Origin of the sequence: Terrabacter sp. Root181 (genome assembly GCF_001428505.1) — a bacterium.
In the GTDB taxonomy this organism is placed as follows: Bacteria; Actinomycetota; Actinomycetes; order Actinomycetales; family Dermatophilaceae; genus Terrabacter.
Window position 1 is genome coordinate 172,468 of record NZ_LMHU01000006.1, and the last position, 22,027, is coordinate 194,494.

General features: G+C 71.8%; 18 protein-coding genes. 6 read left to right on the plus strand and 12 right to left on the minus strand.

Annotated features, from left to right (window positions below; translation table 11 throughout):
• Positions 1 to 49: 49 nt before the first annotated feature.
• Positions 50 to 1,441 (minus strand): Pup--protein ligase, encoded by a 1,392-nt coding sequence (pafA, locus tag ASD90_RS12625; RefSeq protein WP_056756855.1) that lies wholly within the window; start codon positions 1,439 to 1,441, stop codon positions 50 to 52.
• A gap of 273 nt (positions 1,442 to 1,714) precedes the next feature.
• On the opposite strand from pafA, the gene ASD90_RS12630 reads away from it, so the two are divergent.
• Positions 1,715 to 2,941 carry a hypothetical protein gene (locus ASD90_RS12630; RefSeq protein WP_056756859.1) on the plus strand — a complete coding sequence of 409 codons (1,227 nt, stop codon included), beginning with the start codon at positions 1,715 to 1,717 and terminating at the stop codon, positions 2,939 to 2,941.
• Between the two features lie 121 nt (positions 2,942 to 3,062).
• On the opposite strand, the gene prcA is transcribed toward ASD90_RS12630, so the two are convergent.
• From prcA to ASD90_RS12655, 5 genes are all read right to left on the minus strand, one after another.
• Positions 3,063 to 3,872: a proteasome subunit alpha gene (prcA, locus tag ASD90_RS12635; protein WP_056756861.1), complete on the minus strand. Its 810-nt coding sequence runs from the start codon at positions 3,870 to 3,872 to the stop codon at positions 3,063 to 3,065.
• Positions 3,869 to 4,702, minus strand: a complete 834-nt coding sequence (gene prcB, locus ASD90_RS12640) for a proteasome subunit beta (protein WP_056756863.1) — start codon at positions 4,700 to 4,702, stop codon at positions 3,869 to 3,871. Before prcB ends, prcA begins: the two co-directional genes overlap by 4 nt.
• Positions 4,699 to 4,905, minus strand: coding sequence for a ubiquitin-like protein Pup (locus ASD90_RS12645; protein ID WP_056756869.1), 207 nt, complete (start codon positions 4,903 to 4,905; stop codon positions 4,699 to 4,701). Before ASD90_RS12645 ends, prcB begins: the two co-directional genes overlap by 4 nt.
• A 153-nt stretch (positions 4,906 to 5,058) precedes the next feature.
• The gene (gene dop / locus ASD90_RS12650; RefSeq protein WP_056756872.1) at positions 5,059 to 6,579 is read right to left on the minus strand and encodes a depupylase/deamidase Dop; all 1,521 of its coding nucleotides are present in this window, start codon (positions 6,577 to 6,579) and stop codon (positions 5,059 to 5,061) included.
• Positions 6,580 to 6,657: 78 nt separating this feature from the next.
• A complete protein-coding gene (locus ASD90_RS12655; RefSeq protein WP_056756876.1) occupies positions 6,658 to 9,267 on the minus strand; it encodes a lysylphosphatidylglycerol synthase transmembrane domain-containing protein in 2,610 nt (869 codons plus the stop codon).
• A gap of 105 nt (positions 9,268 to 9,372) precedes the next feature.
• Between ASD90_RS12655 and ASD90_RS12660 the strand changes: the two genes are divergently transcribed.
• Genes ASD90_RS12660 through ASD90_RS12670 form a run of 3 tightly spaced genes read left to right on the plus strand, consistent with a single transcriptional unit; the run spans position 9,373 to position 11,796 of the window.
• Positions 9,373 to 10,371: an alpha/beta hydrolase gene (locus ASD90_RS12660; protein ID WP_056756879.1), complete on the plus strand. Its 999-nt coding sequence runs from the start codon at positions 9,373 to 9,375 to the stop codon at positions 10,369 to 10,371.
• Between the two features lie 40 nt (positions 10,372 to 10,411).
• The gene (locus ASD90_RS12665) at positions 10,412 to 11,401 is read left to right on the plus strand and encodes a ribose-phosphate pyrophosphokinase (RefSeq protein ID WP_056756883.1); all 990 of its coding nucleotides are present in this window, start codon (positions 10,412 to 10,414) and stop codon (positions 11,399 to 11,401) included.
• Positions 11,398 to 11,796 carry a DUF3054 domain-containing protein gene (locus ASD90_RS12670; protein ID WP_056756886.1) on the plus strand — a complete coding sequence of 133 codons (399 nt, stop codon included), beginning with the start codon at positions 11,398 to 11,400 and terminating at the stop codon, positions 11,794 to 11,796. The genes ASD90_RS12665 and ASD90_RS12670 overlap by 4 nt, the downstream gene beginning before the upstream one ends.
• Before the next feature lie 92 nt (positions 11,797 to 11,888).
• Here the strand turns inward: ASD90_RS12670 and arc are convergent, their stop codons facing one another.
• From arc to ASD90_RS12690, 4 genes are all read right to left on the minus strand, one after another.
• Positions 11,889 to 13,652: a proteasome ATPase gene (arc, locus tag ASD90_RS12675; protein WP_056756889.1), complete on the minus strand. Its 1,764-nt coding sequence runs from the start codon at positions 13,650 to 13,652 to the stop codon at positions 11,889 to 11,891.
• Positions 13,653 to 13,708: 56 nt separating this feature from the next.
• Entirely contained in the window at positions 13,709 to 14,812 is a 1,104-nt protein-coding gene (locus ASD90_RS12680; RefSeq protein ID WP_056756892.1) for a tRNA (adenine-N1)-methyltransferase, read from the minus strand.
• 11 nt (positions 14,813 to 14,823) lie between these two features.
• The gene (locus ASD90_RS12685; RefSeq protein WP_082588698.1) at positions 14,824 to 15,309 is read right to left on the minus strand and encodes a single-stranded DNA-binding protein; all 486 of its coding nucleotides are present in this window, start codon (positions 15,307 to 15,309) and stop codon (positions 14,824 to 14,826) included.
• Between the two features lie 169 nt (positions 15,310 to 15,478).
• Entirely contained in the window at positions 15,479 to 16,624 is a 1,146-nt protein-coding gene (locus tag ASD90_RS12690) for a site-2 protease family protein (protein WP_056756895.1), read from the minus strand.
• A 104-nt stretch (positions 16,625 to 16,728) separates the two neighbouring features.
• Between ASD90_RS12690 and ASD90_RS12695 the strand changes: the two genes are divergently transcribed.
• Positions 16,729 to 17,568, plus strand: coding sequence for a PD-(D/E)XK nuclease family protein (locus tag ASD90_RS12695; protein ID WP_056756897.1), 840 nt, complete (start codon positions 16,729 to 16,731; stop codon positions 17,566 to 17,568).
• Between the two features lie 75 nt (positions 17,569 to 17,643).
• Here the strand turns inward: ASD90_RS12695 and ASD90_RS12700 are convergent, their stop codons facing one another.
• Positions 17,644 to 18,978 carry an aspartate aminotransferase family protein gene (locus tag ASD90_RS12700; RefSeq protein ID WP_056757658.1) on the minus strand — a complete coding sequence of 445 codons (1,335 nt, stop codon included), beginning with the start codon at positions 18,976 to 18,978 and terminating at the stop codon, positions 17,644 to 17,646.
• A gap of 96 nt (positions 18,979 to 19,074) precedes the next feature.
• Positions 19,075 to 20,577, minus strand: a complete 1,503-nt coding sequence (locus ASD90_RS12705) for a CoA-acylating methylmalonate-semialdehyde dehydrogenase (protein ID WP_056757661.1) — start codon at positions 20,575 to 20,577, stop codon at positions 19,075 to 19,077.
• 60 nt (positions 20,578 to 20,637) lie between these two features.
• Between ASD90_RS12705 and ASD90_RS12710 the strand changes: the two genes are divergently transcribed.
• Entirely contained in the window at positions 20,638 to 21,990 is a 1,353-nt protein-coding gene (locus ASD90_RS12710; RefSeq protein ID WP_056756900.1) for a PLP-dependent aminotransferase family protein, read from the plus strand.
• The last annotated feature ends 37 nt before the right edge of the window (positions 21,991 to 22,027 follow it).

Genomic DNA, 22,027 nt, shown 5'->3' on the forward strand with positions numbered 1-22,027 from the left:
GCACAGGTCGTGACCGGGCCCATCCCGGGCGGTGTCGGGCCCTGCGCGGTCAGAGCGGACGCTGGATGGTGGGCGACCGGTCGATGGTCTCCATGAGGCGCTCGACCCGCTCGTCCACGGACCGGAAGGGGTCCTTGCACAGCACGGTGCGTTGCGCCTGGTCGTTGAGCTTCAGGTGCACCCAGTCGACCGTGAAGTCGCGCCCGTGCGCCTGCGCCGCGCGGATGAAGTCACCGCGCAGCTTCGCCCGGGTGGTCTGCGGCGGGCGCACCTTGGCCTCGAAGATCTCGACGTCGGAGGCGACGCGCGCCGTCCGACCGTGTCGCTGGAGCAGGTAGAAGAGCCCGCGACGCCGGTTGATGTCGTGGTAGGCGAGGTCGATCTGCTGGATCCTCGCGTCGGTGAGCGCGAGTCCGTGCTTGGCGCGGTAGCGCTCGATGAGGCGGTACTTGATGACCCAGTCGATCTCCGTGTCGATCGCGCCGAGGTCACCCGAGCCGATGGCGTCGAGCGCGCGACCCCACAGGTCGATGACCTGCTTCGTGTCGGGGCTGTCCATCCCCTCGCGGTCGACGAACTCGATGGCCTTGTCGAGGTACTCGCGCTGCATGTCCAGCGCCGAGAGCTCACGGCCGTTGGCGAGTCGCACGGTGGCCCGTCCGGTGGGGTCGTGGCTCATCGTCCGGATCGCACGGATGGGGTTCTCCATGGACAGGTCGCGCATGACGACGCCCGACTCGATCATCCGCAGGACGAGGTCGGCGCTGCCGACCTTGAGCAGGTTGGTCGTCTCGGACATGTTGGAGTCACCGACGATGACGTGCAGGCGGCGGTACTTCTCGGCATCCGCGTGCGGCTCGTCGCGGGTGTTGATGATGGGGCGGCTCCGGGTCGTCGCCGACGACACGCCCTCCCAGATGTGGTCGGCGCGCTGGCTCACGGCGAAGCTCGCCCCGTGCGCGGTGGCGACGACCTTGCCGGCGCCGCACGTGATCTGGCGGCTGATCAGGAACGGGATGAACATGTCGGAGACGCGCTGGAAGTCGCCCGAACGGCCGTAGCAGTAGTTCTCGTGGCAGCCGTAGGAGTTGCCGGCGGAGTCGGTGTTGTTCTTGAAGACGAAGATCTCGCCCTCCACGCCGTCGTCACGCAGCCGACCCTGGGCGTCCTCGACGAGACCCTCGAGGATTCGTTCGCCGGCCTTGTCCTGGATGACGAGCTCGCGCACCGAGTCGCACTCGGCCGTGGCGTACTCCGGGTGGGACCCGACGTCGAGGTAGAGCCGGGCGCCGTTGCCGAGGAAGACGTTGCTCGACCGTCCCCAGGCGACGACGCGGCGGAAGAGGTAGCGGGCGACCTCGTCCGGAGTCAGGCGACGCTGGCCCTGCGTCGTGCAGGTGACGCCGTACTCGTTCTCGATCCCGAAGATCCGCCGCTCCATGAACCAACTCTAGGCGGCGCGTCCCGGGACCGTCGGGCACGACCACCCGTCGGCGCGGCCGGGCCCGTCCCGGGCGCCCCGCAGGCGTGGGTAGGGCCGTCGTGGCACGCCGTCGGAAGAGATCCCGGGGAACTGGTGTCTCGGTGTCGCGACGATCGTCCGGCTCGGTGTCCGACTTACCGACGTCTGTGATAGTCAGTCAGGTGTGGCTGTCACAATGGCCGCTGTCCCCCTCTTGCCGTACCCCTCCACGATCCCCTGCATTGGACGGAAATGATCGACAGACCACACTTCAAGTTCTCCCGCCGCGGCTACGAGCCCGAAGAGGTTGACTCGTTCATCGAGTCGCAGAACCGCACCCTGCAGGCGGCCAAGAAGGACGCCGCCGAGCGAAGCGTCGAGCTGACCAAGCTCAACGCCGCCCTGACCGATCTTCGGGGACAGCTCGGTCAGCAGTCGCGCGTCATGGCCGACCTCAAGAAGAACAGCTCGCCCGCCCCGGCCCAGACGTTCGCCGACCTCGGTGAGCGCATCGCCCAGATCCTGTCGCTCGCCGACCAGGAGGCCGGCGAGATGCGCACCCGCGCCAACGGCGAGGCCGACGAGATCCGCGAGCGCGCCAACCGCGCCGCCGCCGAGCTCAAGGCGACGACGGCGACGTACGCCGAGCAGGCGCGCGCCCGCGCCGACGAGGAGTCCGTGCGGATCATCGCGCAGGCCAACCGCGAGGCCCAGGCCGTCGTGGCCGAGGCCCAGAGCGTCACCGCGGCGCAGCGCCAGGAGGCGGCCGCCGAGTACGAGTCCCACCGCCTCAAGGCGTCCACGGCCTCCGCCGAGCTCGAGGTCAAGCTCGCGGCGCGCCGCGAGTCCGCCGACGCCGAGTTCGAGGCCCGCCGCCAGCAGCAGGAGGCCGCCCTCAACGAGAGCGAGTCCCGCCTGCGCCAGCTGACCGAGCGTGCCGAGCACGACGCGCACGAGATGCGGGCCAAGGCCGAGCGCCTCCTCGAGAACGCCCAGACCCAGTCCGACCAGATCGTGTCCGAGGCCCGCGACCACGCCTCGCGCCTGCGTGAGGAGTCCGACCGGGAGCTCGCGGCCTCGACGGCTCAGCGCGACAGCATCACCGCACAGCTCGGCAACGTGCGCCAGATGCTCGCCACCCTCGGTGGCGGCGCCCTCATGGACACGCTCGGCGCTCCGGCCAAGACGGCCCAGCCGCCCCAGGTCGCCGACGCCCAGCAGCCGGTCCCGGCCGTCCAGCAGGCGGCGTCCGCCGACGACAGCGGCGACGACCGTGACGAGGTGGCCCCGTCCGAGGCTGCCGCGTCCGACGCGGACCAGCCTGACGACGCGCAGCCGACGGCCGAGGCCGCCGACGGGCAGGGCGACGACGCGGAGGGTGTCGACACGGACGGCGAGAGCTCGTCCTACGGCTCCGACGAGTCGTCGTACTACCAGCGCAGCGCCGCAAGCGACAAGGTCGGCGCCACCCGCCGTTGACGCGCCGGCGTCGCCCGTGACGGGACGACGGCAGCACACGCACGACACGAAGGCCACCCACCGGACCGATGGGTGGCCTTCGACGTGTGCGCCCTCGGGCGACTGCGCCGCTGCGGGGCACTCAGGCGGGCGGCATCTGCCCGGGAGCGTCGGGAGTCTCCCCCGACGGTGCCGGATTCCCCTCGGGCGCGACACGGTCCGCCTCGGGGGCACCAGTCGGCGCGTCCGCGGTCACGGGCGGGTCGCCGAGGAGCCGCGTCAGCAGCGGACCGACGATCCGCCGGAACGAGCGCCGTGGCCGGTCGCGGTCGAGCACGGCCACCTCGAGCTGGGCCTCGTCGAGGGCGCGCCGCTCGCCGTTCTCACCGGCACCGAGCACGTCGACGGCCAGGCGGAGGACCTCGGCCAGCGTCATGCCGGGTCGCCAGCCGGTGCCGAGACGCTCCTCGGCGGCGTCGCTCGCGCCGCCCATCGCCACGAAGCCCTGCTCGTCGGCGACCGACCCGTCGTAGGTGAGCCGGAAGATCTGGTCGGTGTCGCTGTCGACCCCGACCTCGGCCACGACGATCTCGATCTCGAACGGCTTGGACTCCTGGGTGAACACCGCCCCGAGGGTCTGGGCGTACGTGTTGGCGAGGGCTCGTGCCGTGACGTCGGTGCGGTCGTAGGAGTAGCCGCGCAGGTCGGCATAGCGGATGCCGGCGACGCGCAGGCTCTCGAACTCGTTGTAGCGACCGACGGCGGCAAAGGCGATGCGGTCGTAGATCTCGGAGACCTTGTGCAGCGCCCGCGAGGGGTTCTCGGCGACGAAGGCGATGCCACGGTCGTAGCCGACGACGATGACCGAGCGTCCGCGGGCGATTCCCTTGCGCGCGAAGTCGGCCCGGTCCTTCATGACCTGCTCGGGCGGGACGTAGAACGGCATGCTCATCGGGCACCTCCCGGGTTGTCTCGACGGGCCGCCACGATGCGCTGCACGTGTGCCTCGAGGACGTCCTGCGCGACGAACCGCGCACCGGAGTGGTCGACGACGGCGACGGTCGGCCAGATCTGGCGGCCGAGGTCGGGACCCCCGGTGGCGGAGTCGTCGTCGGCGGCGTCGTAGAGCGCCTCGACCGCGACCGACACGGCCTGCTGCTCCTCGAGACCCGGTCGCCACAGCTTCTTGAGGGCGCCGCGGGCGAAGACCGACCCGGAACCCGTCGAGTGGTGGCCGCCCTCGATGTAGCACCCGCCCGTGACGTCGTAGGAGTAGATCCGCCCGGTGGCCGACTCGAGGTCGAAGCCGGCATACGTCGGGACGACGGTCAGACCCTGCATGGCGAGCGCGAGGTTGCCACGGATCATCGAGGCCAGGCGGTTGGCCTTGCCCTCGAGCGACATGATCGCTCCCTCGATCTTCTCGTAGTGCTCGAGCTCGACCTGGTAGAGCCGGACGAGCTCGATGGCGATACCGGCCGTGCCGGCGATCCCGACGACGCTGTAGTCGTCGGCGGCGAAGACCTTCTCCATGTCCCGGTTGGCGATGACGTTGCCCATGGTGGCGCGGCGGTCGCCTGCCATGACCACGCCCCCGTCGAAGAGCAGGGAGACGATGGTCGTGCCGTGCGGCGCCTCGATGCTCGCGCCGGACGGCAGTCGCCGACCTGAGGGGAGCAGCTCAGGACGGTAGGCGGAGACGAACTCGGTGAACGACGACGACCCCGCGCTGAGGAAGGCGTCGTCGAGCCGGCGGGGACGCCCCGTGGACCACTGGGTCACTGGCCGCCCTTCTGCACGAAACCGCGGACGAACTCCTCGGCGTTGGACTCGAGGACGCCGTCGATCTCGTCGAGGACGCTGTCGATGTCGTCCGACAGCCCTTCCTTGACGGCGGCGCCGGCGGGCGCGGTCGGGGGTGCCTCCGGCGTCTCCGGCGGCTCCTCGTCACGACGCTGCGGCTTGACGTGCTCCTGACCCGGCATGGCTACCTCCCAGACGTGAAAGACCTCGTGCCCCGACCCTAACCCGTGCGCCCCTCGCCGTCCGAGCACCCACCGCCGACGGTGGACGCGCCGCTCCCCCGGTGTCGCGCACGACGGCGTCCCGCATCGACCACGGCGCCTGCACGCCTGCATCTACTCGGGCGTGGCCAGCCCGCGCAGGAGCTCGCCGACGTCGGCGCTCTGCTCGAGGAGGGTGCCCACCTGCGCGCGGGTGCCGCGCTCGGGCTCGAGGATGGGCACGCGCTGCAGGCTGGCGCGTCCCGGCACGTCGAAGACGACGGAGTCCCAGCTGGCCGAGAACACCTGCGAGGTGAAGCGCCGGACGCACTCGCCGCGGAACCACGCCCGGGTGTCCTCGGGCGGCGTGGTCTGGGCCGCCTTGACCTCCTCGGGCGTCACGAGGTCGCGGAGCAGGCCCCGGTCGCGCAGGCGGTGCACGAGCCCCTTCTCGGGGCGCACGTCGGCCCACTGGATGTCGATGGCGGCGAGGCGGTGGTCGTCCCACGCGAGGCCGTCGCGGGCCCGGTAGCCCTCGAGCAGCTGGAGCTTGGCGACCCAGTCGAGCAGGGGCGCGCAGGACATGACGTCGCGGCCGAGGCCGGTGAGCGCCTCCTCCCAGAGGCCCATCACCTCGGCCGTCGCCTCGGCCTCGGGGTCGTCGCCGCGGCGGTCGAGCCAGGCACGGGCCGCCTCGAGGTACATCCACTGGAGGTCGAGCGCGGTCACGCTGCGCCCGTCGACGAGCTCGACGGTGGCCGTGACCGTGGGGTCGTGCGACACGGTCTGGAGCGCGGCCACCGGACGCCGGATCGACCAGTCCTCGGTGAGGTGGCCGTCCTCGATCATCCCGAGCACGAGCGAGGTCGTGCCGGTCTTGAGCAGGTTCGCGACGTCGAGGTGGTTGGCGTCGCCGATGATGACGTGCAGGCGCCGGTAGCGGTCGGCCACGGCGTGCGGCTCGTCCCGGGTGTTGATGATCGGGCGCTTGAGCGTCGTCTCGAGGCCCACCTCGGTCTCGAAGAAGTCGGCCCGCTGGGAGATCTGGTAGCCCGCTCCCCTGCTGTCGACGCCGATGCCGACCCGGCCCGCACCGCACACGACCTGACGGGTCACGAAGAACGGGATGAGGTGTCGCACGATGTCTGGGAAGGGCGTGCGCCGCGGCATGAGGTAGTTCTCGTGGGTGCCGTAGGACTGGCCCTTGCCGTCGGCGTTGTTCTTGTAGAGGTTGACCGGCGGCTGTCCGGGGCGCGTGGCGAGCAGGCGCACCGACTCGAGGGCGATCGCGTCACCGGCGCGGTCCCACGTCACGGCATCGCGCGGCAGGGTGACCTCGGGCGAGCTGTACTCGGGGTGGGCGTGGTCGACGTAGTAGCGCGCGCCGTTGGTCAGCACGACGTTGGCCAGCGTCGGGTCCTCGACGTCGGTCAGCTGGCTCGGGTCGGCGGTCTGCCGGTCGAGCTGCCAGCCGCGGGCGTCGCGCAGCGGGTCCTCGAAGGCGTAGTCCCAGCTCGACTGGTTGGACCGGATCCCCTGGGCCGCGGCATACACGCTGATGACCTGTCCCGAGAGGAACATCGGGTTGGCCATCGGGTCCCCGGGCACCGAGATGCCGTACTCGGTCTCGAGCCCCATGATCCGCCGCACCGTCATGGCCCGACGATAACCGCCCTCGGCCGCGTCGCCGCGGACGGTCCGTCCCGCGCTGTCTGCGTATGCCGTCAGGCGGGCCTAGATGGCCCCGACCTTCTGCAGCCAGTTGAGCGAGAACCACCCGAACGGGATCGGCAGCCAGTAGGTCGCGAGACGATAGAGCAGGACCGACGAGACCGCGGTGCCGCTGTCGACCCCGATGGAGATGAGGCCGAACGACATGGCGGCCTCGATGCCGCCGAGACCGCCCGGCGTCGGCACGGCCGAGCCGACGATGGCACCAGCGAAGTAGACGACCGCGATGGCGGCCACGGGTGCGTCGGCGCCGAACGCCCTCGTGGCGCAGACGAGCGCCGCGACGAACGACATGTCGAGGAGCAGCGCGCCACCGAGCAGCTGGATGAGCTTCGCCGGGTGCTGGAGGACGGCGAGCACCTGAGGGACGGCGGACTTGACCTGCGGGAGCACCCGGTCGGTGAGCAGCGCCCGGACCTTCGGCAGGGCGAGCAGCCCGAGCGCGAGGATCACGACGACGAGGATCGCGGCGACGAGCACCGGGGACGGGCTGAACGAGACCGCGGGCCCGGTGCCGGCGATGACGCCCGAGATGACGAGCAGGACGAAGTACGAGCAGAACTGGGCGACCTGCGCCACACCGACGCTCGCTCCGGCGATCGTCGGGGACAGGCCCGAGGTCTGCAGGTAGCGCGTGTTGAGCGCGATGTTGCCCACGGCGGCCGGCGCCACGAGACCGCTGAACGCGACGGCGAGCTGGGTCATGTACGTCCGGATGAACCTGAGGTGGATCTGGACGGCGCCGGCGAGCGCGATGGAGGCCCCGGCGAAGGTCGCTGCCGCGAAGAGCACCAGGAGAGCCGCCCAGCGCCAGTCGGCGGTGGTGACGACCTCGCCGATGTCGACCTGGGCGAGCTGGGTCAGGAGCAGGTAGCCGGCGATGCCCCCACCGACCAGGGTGACCACGCCACGCGCCGAGATGCGCCGGAGCTGGACGGGCTCGACGGCCTCGGCCTTCGGCCGCAGGGCCACGAGCCGCTCACGCAGCTCGCCCATGACCGACTTGGACGCCTTGAGCGCCACCCGGGCGTCCGGGCTCAGGGCGACCGGCTGGAGCACCGGGACGGCTCGCAGGACGGCGTCCTCGCCGAGCGCCGCGACGGCCGAGTCGACGGTGCGCTCCGGACCCACGGCGAGGGCCACCGTCGTGAGCAGCTGAGCGAGGTCGATGCGCAGGCTGATGTCGTCAGCGGCGACGTCGCCGCTGCCCAGCCTCGAGAGTGCGACCCCGCCGCGGTCGTCGACGAGGACCGTCGACGGTCCGAGCTGACGGTGCACGATGCGGCGCCGGTGGAGGGTGGCTGCCAGGCGCCAGATCGCGGCGAGCCGGGCGTCGTCGAGGTCGCCGTCGACGTCACTGAGCGGCGTGCCCTGCGGCTCGTCGTAGGCGATGACGGCCGAGAACGGCCCGACCTCCGAGACGGCGACCGGCCGGGGGGCCCGGATGCCCGCGTCGTGCAGGGCGAGCCCCATCAGGGTGCGGTGCTCGATCTCGGAGCGCAGCGTCAGGGCGGGCGGCCTGGTGAAGCCGCTGCGGAGGCGGAGCACGCGCAGCAGGCGCCGACCTGAGGCGAGACCGAACGTGTCACGGTCGATGACGTGGACGTCGAGGATCCCGTCGTGCGTGGCACCGACGTAGCGCCGGTCACCGGCGTCGTTGGCGTCGATGAGCTCCAGACGGGTCAGGGGCACCCCGCCGGCCACGAGCACCGCAGCCACCTCGACACCCGGGGGCCTGGTCGACCTGACGCCGAACGCGAGGCGGAAGACCAGGCCGACGATCCAGCCGACGAGGAGCGAGCAGGCGAGGGCCGCGAGGGTCAGGGCGCCCGAGAGGAGGGTCGTGACGAGGGTCGCGATGACGACGACCGTCGCGATCGGCGAGATCCACTTGCGGCCCGAGATGTCGGCGACGGTGAGCAGCGCCACCATCGAGACGATGACGATGTCGAGTGGTCCCGTGTGCCCCGTCGCCGTCGGCCGCGTCAGCACGTCGGTGACGAACCCCCCGTTGCCCGACTCGACGAGCACGGCGAGCACGATGACGAGGATGCCTCCCACGACGGCGGCGCCGAGCGCCTGGATCAGCTGCATCGGCCGACGCCGCACCAGCAGGTCGGCGCCCACGCCGATCGGCAGGAGCAGCACGCCGATGCCGCTCATCCAGCCGAGCAGCGTGAGCAGCAGTCTGGGCAGCCCGCTCGTGGCGTCGGTGAGGTCCTGCTCGACCGCGCCTCGCGTGCCCGCCGCGAGGTCGGCCCCGACGAGTCCCAGCACGAGGATCACCACGGCGACGGCAAGGCGCACGCCGTCGACGGGGCGGCGCACGCGATCCGGGATGGGCGGCTCGACGACCTCGACGTCGGGAGCGGACGCATGGGCACGTCCGCCCGGGGACCCGGGCGGCTGCCCGGGGGCAGCGCCACCGTCGGCCGTCGCGGCGACCGTCTCCGCCACGGTCACCTCGCCACCCTCGTCACCGCGCTCGCTCTGCTCGTGCACGTCCTCCGCCGTCCGGCGCATCGTCTCCCCCGTGGTGTCGTCCAGCGCCTCGGCGGGTCGGGGGACGGCCCCGTCCGTGGGGGGCCGCGTCCTCTCCGAGTCGCCGGGCATGGCCCAATCCTGCCTGAGCCTGGGGCCGAATGGCCGCAGCGTCGCCGTGCCGTGCTTGGTGCGCCCGATGCACCGACCGTCAGGAACCGGTGCGAGACTGACGCCGTGACGGTCACCGACTCGTGGGACATGCCTCTGCGCACCAAGCTCCTCGCCCGCGTGCTGAGCCGCACCCGAGACGGGTCACGGATGCTCTCCGGTGACGAGATCGCCCGCAGCAGAGCGTGGTTCGCTCCGCCACGAGTGCCGTTCACGTGGGTGACGGGCTCGGTCCCGGCCGGGGTGGAGATCCGTGACACGAGCTTCACCGCCCGCGACGGGCACGTCGTCGACGTGCGCACCTACCGGCCGCGACACACCGACGGCCAGGCCCTGCCCGCGATGCTGTGGTTCCACGGAGGCGGGTGGGTGCTCGGCAACACGCGCGGATATGACCCCATCTGTGCCTGGATCGCCGACCGCGCCCGGGTGGCCGTGCTCAACGTCGACTACCGCCTGGCTCCGGAGCACCGCGCTCCCCAGGCAGTCCACGACTGCGTGGATGCCGTCCGGTGGGCCGCGTCCGACGCGTCCGGCGACGGCGTCCGGCACACCGGCCTCGGCCTCGCCGGAGACTCCGCGGGCGGCAACCTGGCAGCCGTGGCCGCGCAGGTCCTCCGCGCCGAGGGCGGCGCCGAGGTCGCCTACGAGGCGCTGGTCTACCCCGCCGTCGACGCGACGATGAGCTCGCCCTCGGTGTCCCAGCACGCGCAGGCGCCGATCCTCACCCGCAGCGACATGGACGCGTTCCTCGCCCACTACCTCGGCGACGGCGAGGACGCCCTCGACCCGCTCGACCCGCTCGTCTCGCCGCTGCACGCCGACGACCTCGGCGGGCTGCCCCCGACGCTCGTGCAGACGGCCGACCTCGACCCGCTCCGCGACGAGGGCGCCGCCTACGCCGCCGCGCTGCGTGCCGCCGGAGTCGTCGTTCGCCACACCAACTACCCCCGCGTCCCGCACGGCTTCATGAGCTTCCCCGGGGCCACCCGTGTCGGCGGTGCGGCTCGCGCGGAGCTCGCCCTGTGGGTCGCCCGGCACGCGCGACCCGGAACGGTCGGATAGTCTGCGAACGCACGCGAGTCTCGTGAGGGATGGTCTCGAAGTGAACGATGTCGTCGTGTTCAGCGGCTCGGCGCACCCCGCGCTGGCCGACCGGATCTGCTCCCATCTCGGGGTGACCCGTTCTCCCGTCGACATCAAGCGGTTCAGCAACGACTGCCTCCAGGCGCAGCTGCTCGCCAACTGTCGCCAGCGCGACGTCTACATCGTGCAGCCGCTCGTGCCGCCGACCCAGGAGCACCTCATGGAGCTGCTCCTGATGATCGACGCGGCCCGCGGCGCCTCGGCGGCGCAGATCACCGCGGTCATGCCGCACTACGCCTACGCCCGCTCCGACAAGAAGGACGCCTCGCGCATCTCGCTCGGCGGACGCCTCGTGGCCGACATGATCTCGACGGCCGGCTGCCACCGGGTGCTGACGATGGCGCTGCACGCCCCCCAGGTGCACGGCTTCTTCTCGACGCCGGTCGACCACCTCACGGCCATCGGCGTCCTCGCCGACCACTTCCGCGACAACGACCTCGGCAACTCGATCGTCGTCAGCCCCGACCTCGGCAACGCCAAGGTCGCGACCCAGTTCGCCCGCCTGCTGGGCCTGCCCGTCGCCGCCGGCTCGAAGCGGCGGGTGGCCGACGACCGCGTCGTCATCGACTCGATCGTCGGCGACGTCTCGGGTCGACGTGCCATCATCCTCGACGACGAGATCGCGACGGGCGGCTCGATGCTCGAGCTCATGGACCGCCTCAAGGACGCCGGCGCGACCGAGGCCGCGATCGTGTGCACCCATGGCCTCTTCGCCGGCAAGGCGGTCGAGCGGCTGCGCGACCACCCGTTCGTCACCGAGGTCGTCACGACCGACACCGTCCCGGCGCCGGACGGCTGGCCCGAGCTCAAGGTGCGCTCGGTCTCGGCCCTCTTCGCCGAGGCGATCAGCCGCATCCACCACGGTCGGTCGGTCAGCTCGCTCTTCGAGGGGGTCGACCCGACCCACGCCCCGCCGCAGGCCAAGCTCCCCTTCGACACGCACCCATGAGCCGCCTCGCCTGGTGGCGCCGGCCCCTGGTCGCGCTGCTCCTCGACGTCGTCCTCGTCCTCGTGTTCGCGGGAGTCGGCCGGGCGAGCCACGACGAGTCGAGCCCCGTCGTCGGTGTCCTGGCCACGGCCTGGCCCTTCCTCGTCGGCACCGGTCTCGGCTGGCTCGTCGTGCGGCTCGTGCGCCACGAGTGGCCGCTCGACGTGGCGCCGGGTGTCACGGTCTGGTTCGCGACCGTCCTCGTGGGCATGCTGCTGCGGCACGCGGTCGGGTCGGGCACGGCCGTCAGCTTCGTCGTGGTCGCGTCCGTGGTGCTCGCGCTCTTCCTGCTGGGCTGGCGCGCCATCGGGGCGTATGCCGTCCGCCGCACCCGCGCGTCAGCGCACCACGCCTAGCTCAACCGTCCAGAGGCCCGTGTGGCCGCGTGGTCGACGTCGAGAGGCCACGTGTGGCCGGGACGTCCCGGCCACACGGCATACGCCCTCGGTCAGAGGTACTGGCCCGTGTTGGCCGTCGCGATGGACCGACCCGGCTCGGTGCCGTCCTTGCCCTTAAGCAGCGTGCGGATGTAGACGATGCGCTCGCCCTTCTTCCCGCTGATCCGCGCCCAGTCGTCGGGGTTGGTCGTGTTGGGGAGGTCCTCGTTCTCCTTGAACTCGTCCACACAGCTGTTGAGCAGGTGCTCGACGCGGATGCCCTTCTGGCCCGTCGTGAGGAAGTCCTTGATGGCGAGCTTCTTGGCCCGGTCGACGATGTTCTGGATCATCGCGCCCGAGTTGAAGTCCTTGAAGTAGAGGATCTCCTTGTCGCCGCCCTGGTAGGTGACCTCGAGGAAGCGGTTCTCCTCCATCTCGGAGTACATCCGCTCGACCGCGGCCGTGATCATCGCCTCGACCGTGGCGTCCCGGTCCCCACCGTTGACGGCGAGGTCGTGCTCGTGCAGCGGCAGCGTGTCGACGAGGTACTTGCTGAAGATGTCACGCGCGCTCTCGGCGTCGGGGCGCTCGATCTTGATCTTCGCGTCGAGCCGTCCCGGCCTCAGGATCGCGGGGTCGATCATGTCCTCGCGGTTGGACGCTCCGATGACGATGACGTTGTCGAGGCGTTCGACGCCGTCGATCTCGGCGAGCAGCTGCGGCACGATCGTCGTCTCGACGTCGCTGGAGACGCCGGATCCGCGCGTGCGGAAGAGCGAGTCCATCTCGTCGAAGAAGACGACCACCGGCGTCCCGTCGGAGGCCTTCTCACGGGCGCGCTGGAAGATGAGCCGGATGTGACGCTCGGTCTCGCCGACGTACTTGTTGAGCAGCTCCGGGCCCTTGATGTTGAGGAAGTAGCTCTTCTCCGTCTGCTTGCCCGTGCGCGCGGCGACCTGGCGGGCCAGTGACGCCGCCACCGCCTTGGCGATGAGCGTCTTGCCGCAGCCGGGAGGGCCGTAGAGCAGGACGCCCTTCGGCGGCTTCAGCGCGTGCTCCTTGTAGAGCTCGGGGTGCAGGAAAGGCAGCTCGACGGCGTCGCGGATCTGCTCGATCTGACCGGCCAGGCCGCCGATGTCCTCGTAGTCGACGTCGGGTACCTCTTCGAGCACGAGCTCCTCGACCTCGAGCTTGGGGACGACCTCGTGGACGAAGTTCGACCTCGGGTCGAGGGTGAGGGAGTCGCCGACGCGGAAGTGCTCGCCGAGCAGCGGCGTCGCGATGCGACACACGCGCTCCTCGTCACCGTGGGTCACCACGACGACGCGCTCGTCGTCGAGGCGCTCCTTGACGGTGACGACCTCGCCCACCCGCTCGTAGCCGTGGACGGAGACGACGTTGAGGGCCTCGTTGAGCATGACCTCGCGGCCCAGTCCGAGCTCGTGCTGGTCGACCGAGGGGCTGATCGCGACACGCATCTTGCGACCGCCGGTGATGATGTCGATCGCGCCGTCGTCCGGCGGGTCGACGACGAGGCCGAAGGTGCTCGGCGGCTGCGCGAGGCGGTCGACCTCCTTCTTCAGGGTGACGATCTGCTCGCGAGCGTCCTTGAGGGTACGCACGAGGCGCTCGTTCTGGGACGACAGCGTCGACAGGCTCGTCTGGACGTGGGCCAGCCGCGCCTCGAGCTCACGGGTGCGCTGGGGCGAGTGTCGCGTCACCTCGCGCAGCGACTCGACCTCGGCGCGCAGGGCTGCGAGCTCGCGGTCCCCCGCTCCGGGGACTCCGGCGCCGGCGGCACCTTCGGGGTCTGGGTTGCGGACGTCATCAGACATCTCGGCCTCCTCAATCCGTCACTCGCACATAGTGACGATTCGACCCTAACCCCGAGTCAGCCGATGTCGTCGGACGTTTCAGCCAGTGATCGGCGTACGCGTCGGATCGTCTTGTCGCTCTTGACCCGTTCGCCGAGCGCCTCGGGGGTCCAGGCCTCCGCCGGGATGTCCGTCGAGGCGGTCGACCCGGCGATGGGCGCGACGACGCCGGTCGCGTCGTCGGACGCGTCGCCCGTGGTCGCGACCGTGTCGCCCGCGTCACCGTAGGCACCCTTGGCCGGGCGGCGCTTGCGCTCGGGCGGAACGACCCCGGGAGCGAGCCGGCGCGTCGTGATGAGGAAGCCCGTGTGGCCGTGCATGCGGTGCTGCGGGCGCACGGCGAGGCCCTCGAGGTGCCAGCCGCGCACGAGCGACTCCCAGGCTGAGGGCTCGGTGAAGCCGCCGTGGGCGCGGATGCCCTCGGCCACCCGGCTCAGCTGGGTCGTCGTGGCGACGTAGCAGATGAGCACGCCGCCGGGGATGAGCGCGTCGGAGACGGCGTCGAGGCACTCCCACGGGGCGAGCATGTCGAGCACGACCCGGTCGACCGTCCCCGCCTCGGCGACCGACGGCAGGGACTCGACGAGGTCGCCGACGGTGACGGTCCAGGCGGGGTGGTCGCCGCCGAAGAAGGCGCGGCCGTTGCCGCGCGCGATGTCGGCGAAGTCCTCGCGTCGCTCGAACGACAGCAGCCGTCCCCGCTCGCCGATGGCCCGCAGCAGCGACATGGACAGCGCCCCGCTGCCGACACCGGCCTCGACCACGGTCGCGCCCGGGAAGATGTCGGCCATCTGGACGATCTGGCCCGAGTCCTTCGGGTAGACGACGGCCGCGCCACGCGGCATCGACATGACGTAGTCGCTGAGGAGCGGGCGGAGCGCGAGGTACTCGACGCCCGCGGTGTTCGTGACGACGGAGCCGTCGTGGGAGCCGATGAGGTCGTCGTGCCGCAGGAAGCCACGGTGGGTGTGGAACTCGCGGGCGGGCTCGAGAGTGATCGTGTGCAGACGCCCCTTCGGGTCGGTCAGCTGGATGCGCTCCCCGACCTCGAAGACACCGCGGCGGTCGTGCGCACCGGGGACGTGGGACTGCTCGGCGTCGGGCTGCTCGGCGTCGGTCATGGGAGCACAGTCTAGGTGCCGGCGACACCTCCGCCGGACAGCTTCCGGAGCGCCGCCGCCTCGACCTCGTAACGGCTCTGGCGACCGGCGGGCCCACCGAAGAAGCGGCGACGGAGCGCTCCCTCGACCTCGACGAGCTCGCCGCTGCGCAGTCGCAGCGCGGTCCGGCGAGTCGCGGCCGTCCAGCACACGACATCGATGGTGTCGACCGTCGCCCGCTTGGGTCCGTCGGTGACCGCGCGTCGCCTGCCGGTCGACTGCTCGCGCGGCACGACGACCCGGAGCGTGGCGATGCGGTCACCGCTCGGCAGCTCGCGCTCCTCCGCCTCGGCGCCGAGGCGGCCACTCAGGAGCACCTCGTTGCGGCCCGGCTGCGGTGGGGTCTCGGGCGACGCCCCGGGCTCTGCCCGGTCGCGTGCCCCGCGACCGGGGCTCGACCTCGGCCGGGGCACCGCTCCACCCGCGCTCGTCGTCGTCCCGCTCCGGCTCGTCCTCATGGTGCCTCCTCCGGCCCGCCCGTCGGGCCCTGGGCCAACGGTGACGGGAGGTCGGCAGCTGCGCAGCTCCGTCGGGCCCGTCTGTGGACGGCGGAGCGAGGGACGGAGGGGGTGTGGACACGGCACGGCGTCGGGAGCCTGGTGCAGACCGTCACGGGGTTGCGGGGCGTCAGCGTCGACCCCGTCGCGCCAGCTCGGCGCCGACCACCGCGTTGATCCGCTCGGCGCTCGCCAGGCCCCGGATGTCACGGGTCGCCTCGTCGACGACGACGGCGAGCGAGAGCTCACGCTCGCTCATGACGCGGATGAGATCGGTGAGCACGGCGTCGTCGGGCAGTGCGACGACCCAGGACGCCGGCTGGGCCAGGGTCACGGACGCGATGGCCGTGCGCGCCCGGCTCTCGGTCGGCACCCCGGCCGCGGAGTCGGCGTCGACGACGCCGAGGGGCCACCCCGTGGGGTCGGCAGCCGCCACCCAGGCCCCGGCGGTGACCGCGGCCTCGACCTCGGCCAGGGGGGCCGTGCCCGCCACGAGGGACAGCGGCTCGAGCACGTCGGTCGCACGCTGCGCGGTCGCCTCGTGGATGTGTCCCGCCCGGACGGCGCCCGTCGCGCCCTGCCAGAGGAAGAAGGCGATGGCGAACGGCCAGACGAGGTCGAAGATGTCGGGGGCCCGCCCCTCGGCGAGCGGTTTCAGGGCGAACCACGCGACCGTCAGCACCGCGACGACGCGTCCGAGCCAGCCGGCCGTGACGAGACCGCGACCCTTGCTGCCGGTCGCCCGCCACACGAGGGCGCTGACGATCTGGCCTCCGTCGAGCGGCAGGCCGGGCAGGAGGTTGAAGACGCCGACGAGGACGTTGGCGAAGGCCACGATGCCGAGGAGCGTCAGGGCCGTCTCGTTGGTCGTCAGCACCCGCAGGCCCCAGACGACCGCGGCGAGCGCCAGGTTGGAGAGCGGACCGACCACGGCGACGATGGCCGTCGTGCTCGGCGAGGTGCGGTTGGCGTCGTAGACGGTGTGTCCACCCCACACGTCGGCGACGATCCGGTTCACCGGGTGGCCCCGCCAGCGGGCCGCGAACGCGTGCGACGCCTCGTGCACCAGCACGGAGACGAGCAGCAGCAACGCGTAGGCGCCGGCGAGCAGGTAGCCGTAGATGGCTCCGCGGTCGGACCGGGAGAGGTTGGGCCCGAAGACGACGACGATGAGCACGGCGATGATCGGCCAGGACCGGCCGAGGTAGACCGGGGTTCCGGCGAGGCTGCCGATCCGCCACCCGTGAGACGCGTCCGGGCGTGCGGGAGTGCTCATGGGCCGACCCTATGCCCTGTGCCGCGCCGCTCCCTGTGCCGGTCCCGTGCGCGGGCTGTGGGTACCGGACCGCCGGTGTCGGCCCCGCGGCATACAGTCGCCCCATGGTTGCAGCGCTGTCCCCGAGTCGGGCCTCCGACTTCATGTCGTGCCCGATGCTCTACCGCTTCCGGGTCATCGACAAGCTCCCGTCGCCGCCGACGCAGGCGACGGCCCGGGGCACGCTCGTCCATGCCGTCCTCGAGCGGCTCTTCGACCTCCCGGCGAGCGAGCGCACCATCGAGGCTGCCGTCGGGCTCGTCCCCGGGGAGTGGGAGCGCCTCGCCGAGGAGGAGCCGGCGATGCTCGACCTGCTCGCCGACCACGACGGCCGCACCGACGAGTGGTTCGCAGGCGCCGCGACGCTGCTGCAGACGTGGTTCGGGCTTGAGGACCCGACGCGGCTCGAGCCGGCCGAGCGCGAGCTCTACGTCGAGACCGAGGTCGACGGGCTCGTCCTGCGCGGCTACGTCGACCGGCTCGACGTGGCCCCCGGCGGCGAGATGCGCGTCGTCGACTACAAGACGGGTCGATCGCCCTCCGAGCACTTCGAGGCCAAGGCGCTCTTCCAGATGAAGTTCTACGCGCTCGTGCTGTGGCGCCAGCGAGGCGTCATCCCCAAGCGCCTGCAGCTGGTCTACCTCGGCAACGGCGAGATCGTCGCCTACGAGCCCGACGAGCAGGACCTCCTGGGCACCGAGCGCAAGGTCAAGGCCCTCTGGCAGGCGATCGAGCGCGCGGCCACCACCGGCGACTGGCGGCCCAGCCCCAGCCGGCTGTGCGACTGGTGCGACCACCGTGCCCTGTGCCCCGCCTGGGGCGGCACTCCCCCGCCGCTGCCCGACGACGCCGCCCAGCGCGCCGTCGACCCGAGCGTCACCGGGCTCGTCGAGCTCGACGCCTGACGCGGCCCACGACCGAGGGCGTATGCCGCCGGGCCCGGTCCCAGCGGCATACGCCCTCGCGACGCTCGAGCGCCGTCAGGCGGTGAACTCGTCGGCGACGTCGAGCGCCTGGTCGAGCACCGCCAGCCCCTCCTCGGCCTCCGCCGGGGTCGTCGTGCACGGCGGCACGACGTGCGTCCGGTTGAAGTGGGTGAACGGCCAGAGCCCACGTTCCTTGCAGGCCGCCGCGAAGGCCGTCATCGGGGCGGCCGCCTCGCCCGCGGCGTTGTAGGGCACGAGCGGCTCGCGGGTTTCCTGGTCGCGCACGAGCTCGACCGCCCAGAAGACCCCGAGCCCCCGGACGTCGCCGACGCTCGGGTGCCTCGCGGCGATCTCGCGCAGGCGCGGGCCGATGACGTCGGTGCCGAGCATCCGGGCGTTGTCGAGGATGCCCTCCTCGCGGAAGGCGTTGATCGACGCCACCGCCGAGGCGCAGGCGAGCGGGTGGCCCGAGTAGGTCAGCCCGCCGGGGAACGCGCGCTGGTCGAAGCTCGCCCGGATCTCGTCCGAGATGACGACGCCGCCGAGCGGCACGTAGCCGGAGTTCACGCCCTTGGCGAAGGTGATGAGGTCGGGGCGGACGCCCCAGCGGTCGACGGCGAACCACTCGCCGCACCGGCCGAAGCCGGACATGACCTCGTCGGCGATGAGGATGATGCCGTGCTCGTCGCAGAGGTCACGGACGCCCTGGAGGTAGCCGTCCGGTGGGACGAGGATGCCGTTGGTTCCGACGACCGTCTCGAGGATGATGGCCGCGATCGTGTGCGCGCCCTCGACCATGATCGTGTCGCGCAGGTGTTGGAGGGCACGGTCGCGTTCCTGCTCCTCGGTCTCGGAGTGGAAGGCCGACCGGTAGGTGTACGGGCCCCAGAAGTGCACGATGCCCGCGAGGCCGGGCTCGGACGGCCAGCGCCTCGGGTCTCCGGTCAGGGTGATCGAGCCGCCTGTCGCGCCGTGGTAGCTGCGGTAGGTCGCGAGCACCTTGTGGCGCCCGGTGTGCAGCCGGGCCATGCGGATCGCGTTCTCGTTGGCCTCGGCCCCGCCGTTGGTGAAGAAGACGGCGGACAGTCCCTCGGGCGCGACCTCGGTGATGAGCCGCGCAGCCTCGCTGCGGGCATCGTTGGCGAACGACGGTGCGATCGTCGCGAGCCGGGCGGCCTGCTCCTGGATGGCGGCGACGACCTTCGGGTGGTTGTAGCCGATGTTCACGTTGACGAGCTGGCTGCTGAAGTCGAGGTAGCGCTTGTCCTGGTAGTCCCAGAAGTAGGAGCCCTCGGCCCGTGCGATGGGCAGCGGGTCGATGAGTCCCTGGGCGGACCACGAGTGGAACACGTGCTCGCGGTCGAGGGTGCGCACCTGCGCCTCGGTCATCTCGTCGAGGAGGTCGGCGACCACGGGGCGCCGGTCGAGCTCGGTCACGCCGATCGGGTTGCTCAGGTCGCTCAGGTCGGTCACGGGTGGGTCCTCTCAGCGGGTGCGCGGGAAGCCGAGGTCGACGCTCGAGGTGGCCGGGTCGGGCCACCGCTGCGTCACGACCTTGCCGCGCGTGTAGAAGTTGATGCCCTCGGGGCCGTACATGTGCGTGTCGCCGAAGAGCGAGTCCTTCCAGCCGCCGAAGGAGTAGTACGCGACAGGGACGGGGATGGGCACGTTGATCCCCACCATGCCGACCTCGACCTCGTTCTGGAAGCGGCGCGCGGCCCCTCCGTCACGGGTGAAGATCGCGGTGCCGTTGGCATACGGGTTGCGGTTGATGAGGGCCAGGCCCTCGTCGTAGGTCGCGACGCGGACGACCGACAGGACGGGCCCGAAGATCTCGTCGCGGTAGACGGTCATGTCGGGCGTCACGTCGTCGAGCAGCGTCATCCCGAGGAAGAAGCCGTCCTGGGGAACGTCCTGCTCGCGTCCGTCGACGACGACCGTGGCACCGGCCTCGGCGCCGGCAGCGACGTAGCCGGCCACCTTGTCCCGGTGCTCACGCGTGATGAGGGGACCCATGTCGGTGCCCTCCGCAGCGCCGGGTCCGACGGTGAGCTTCGGCAGCCGGGTGGAGATCGCCGAGACGAGGTCGTCGCCGACGTCGCCCACGGCGACCGCGACGGACAGGGCCATGCAGCGCTCCCCCGCCGCCCCGTAGGCCGCCGAGACGATGGCGTCCGCAGCCATCTCGATGTCGGCGTCGGGGAGCACGAGCGCGTGGTTCTTGGCACCGCCGAGGGCCTGGACGCGCTTGCCGTTGGCGGTACCGCGCTCGTAGATGTACTTCGCGATGGGGGTCGACCCGACGAAGCTGACGGCCGCGATGTCCTCGTGGTCGAGGAGCGCGTCGACGGCCTCCTTGTCGCCCTGCACGACCGTGAAGACGCCGTCGGGCAGCCCGGCGTCCTTCCACATCTGCGCGAGGAAGAGTGCGGCCGACGGGTCCTTCTCGCTCGGCTTGAGGACGAAGCTGTTGCCGCAGGCGATCGCGTTGGCACACATCCACAGCGGCACCATGACGGGGAAGTTGAAGGGCGTGATGCCGGCGACGACACCGAGCGGCTGGCGGATGCTGTAGACGTCGACGCCGCTCGCGGCCTGCTCGGAGAAGCCGCCCTTGAGCAGTTGAGGGACACCGGTCGCGAACTCGACGTTCTCGAGGCCGCGGGCGATCTCGCCGACGGCGTCCGAGAGGACCTTGCCGTGCTCGGCGGTGACGATGGCAGCCAGCTCGTCGGTGCGCGTGTGGAGCAGCTCGCGGAAGGCGAAGAGGACGGCGGCCCGCTTCGACAGCGAGCTCGTGCGCCAGTCGCGTCCGGCCGCGACCGCGGTCTTGACGGCGTCGTCCACCTCGGCGGCGGAGGCGAGCGGCACCTCGCCGGTCTGGCGGCCGGTCGCCGGGTCGTGCACCGGGGCGGTGCGTCCCGAGGTGCCGGGCACGCGGGCGCCGGAGATCCAGTGGTCGATGGTCGTCACGGTGGAGGTCGTCATGCGGTCCACGCTACGTGCCACCTCTACCCCACACAAAGACCTCATTGCTATGTTACGAACATGCGCGCCGTCATCTCCTCCATCGAGGAGCGCCTCGACGCCCCGACTGCCAAGGGGCTCGCCCAAGCCGTGTCGAGGGCCATCCGCGACGCCACCCTGCTGCCGGGCGACCAGCTGCCCCCGATCCGTCGGGTGGCCGAGGAGCTGATGATGTCGCCGACGACCGTCAGCGCCGCCTGGCAGCTCCTCGCGCGCTCGGGCACGATCCGGTCCGCCGGGCGTCGGGGCACGACCGTCGCACCGACCGCACGAGGCGGCGAGCGCTACACCCGGGCCCTGCGTCACGAGTCACCGGTGAGCCTCGACCTGTCGACCGGCATCCCCGACAGCACGCTGCTGCCCCCGCTCGTCCCGGTGCTGTCGGCGCTGACCGACCCGACCACGCCCAGCAGCTACCTCGACGACCCGGTGCTCGACGAGCTGCGCGCCGAGCTGACCCGCGACTGGCCGTATGCCGCTGACGACCTCCTGGTCGTCGACGGCGCGATGGACGCGCTGGACCTCGTCACCCGGGCCCTGCTGCGCCCGGGTGACCTCGTCCTCGTCGAGCACCCGGGCTTCCCTCCCCTGCTCGACCTGCTCGAGGACCGGGGCGTCGAGGTCGTCGGGGTGCCGCTCGACGAGACCGGGCTCGACCTGGACCGGGTCGAGGCGCTCCTGCCTCGACGGCCGGCAGCGGTCGTCATCCAGCCGCGGGGTCAGAACCCGACCGGAGTCTCGATGTCGCCCACCCGGGCGCGCCGGCTCGCCGCGCTGCTGAAGGGTCATGACTGCGTCGTCGTCGAGGACGACTCCAGCGGTCCCATCTCGACGTCGGCGGTGATCAGCCTCGGCACGTGGATCCCTGACCAGGTGCTGCACATCCGCAGCTTCAGCAAGTCGCACGGACCGGACCTGCGGATCGCCGCCCTGAGCGGCCCGGACTCGCTGCTCGCCCCGGTGCGCCACGCGCGCGCCATCGGGCAGGGCTGGACGAGCAGGCTGCTCCAACGGGTCCTGGCCGGACTGCTGCGCGACGAGGGCTGCGCCCGTGGCATCGCCTCGGCCGGGGCGGAGTACGCCCGTCGCCGAGAGCTCGTGGTCGCCCGCCTCGCCGAGCACGGCATCGACGTGCCGGGCACCGACGGGCTCAACATCTGGGTGCCCGTGCGGGACGAGGCCGCGGCGGTGCTCCGGCTCGCGAGCCAGGGCATCGCGGTCACCCCCGGGTCACCGTTCTCCGTGGAGCACGTCGCCGGGCCCGAGGGGCACGTGCGCGTGACCACCGGACTGGTGCGCGAGAACCACGCCGAGGTCGCCGACCTCATCGCCGAAGCCGCGAGCGCCGGCGCCTGGACCGCGCAGCACCGCTGAGCTCGTCCAGAGGGGCCGGGCCCCTGAGGTGGTCCGG

Bases quoted from the DNA above. Each gene is read 5' to 3' on its own strand.
- pafA (WP_056756855.1), bottom strand. From the start codon at position 1,441: ATGGAGCGGCGGATCTTCGGGATCGAGAACGAGTACGGCGTCACCTGC.
- ASD90_RS12630 (WP_056756859.1), top strand. From the start codon at position 1,715: ATGATCGACAGACCACACTTCAAGTTCTCCCGCCGCGGCTACGAGCCC.
- prcA (WP_056756861.1), bottom strand. From the start codon at position 3,872: ATGAGCATGCCGTTCTACGTCCCGCCCGAGCAGGTCATGAAGGACCGG.
- ASD90_RS12645 (WP_056756869.1), bottom strand. From the start codon at position 4,905: ATGCCGGGTCAGGAGCACGTCAAGCCGCAGCGTCGTGACGAGGAGCCG.
- dop (WP_056756872.1), bottom strand. From the start codon at position 6,579: ATGACGGTGCGGCGGATCATGGGGCTCGAGACCGAGTACGGCATCTCG.
- ASD90_RS12655 (WP_056756876.1), bottom strand. From the start codon at position 9,267: ATGCCCGGCGACTCGGAGAGGACGCGGCCCCCCACGGACGGGGCCGTC.
- ASD90_RS12670 (WP_056756886.1), top strand. From the start codon at position 11,398: ATGAGCCGCCTCGCCTGGTGGCGCCGGCCCCTGGTCGCGCTGCTCCTC.
- arc (WP_056756889.1), bottom strand. From the start codon at position 13,652: ATGTCTGATGACGTCCGCAACCCAGACCCCGAAGGTGCCGCCGGCGCC.
- ASD90_RS12680 (WP_056756892.1), bottom strand. From the start codon at position 14,812: ATGACCGACGCCGAGCAGCCCGACGCCGAGCAGTCCCACGTCCCCGGT.
- ASD90_RS12685 (WP_082588698.1), bottom strand. From the start codon at position 15,309: ATGAGGACGAGCCGGAGCGGGACGACGACGAGCGCGGGTGGAGCGGTG.
- ASD90_RS12690 (WP_056756895.1), bottom strand. From the start codon at position 16,624: ATGAGCACTCCCGCACGCCCGGACGCGTCTCACGGGTGGCGGATCGGC.
- ASD90_RS12695 (WP_056756897.1), top strand. From the start codon at position 16,729: ATGGTTGCAGCGCTGTCCCCGAGTCGGGCCTCCGACTTCATGTCGTGC.
- ASD90_RS12700 (WP_056757658.1), bottom strand. From the start codon at position 18,978: ATGACCGAGGCGCAGGTGCGCACCCTCGACCGCGAGCACGTGTTCCAC.
- ASD90_RS12705 (WP_056757661.1), bottom strand. From the start codon at position 20,577: ATGACGACCTCCACCGTGACGACCATCGACCACTGGATCTCCGGCGCC.
- ASD90_RS12710 (WP_056756900.1), top strand. From the start codon at position 20,638: ATGCGCGCCGTCATCTCCTCCATCGAGGAGCGCCTCGACGCCCCGACT.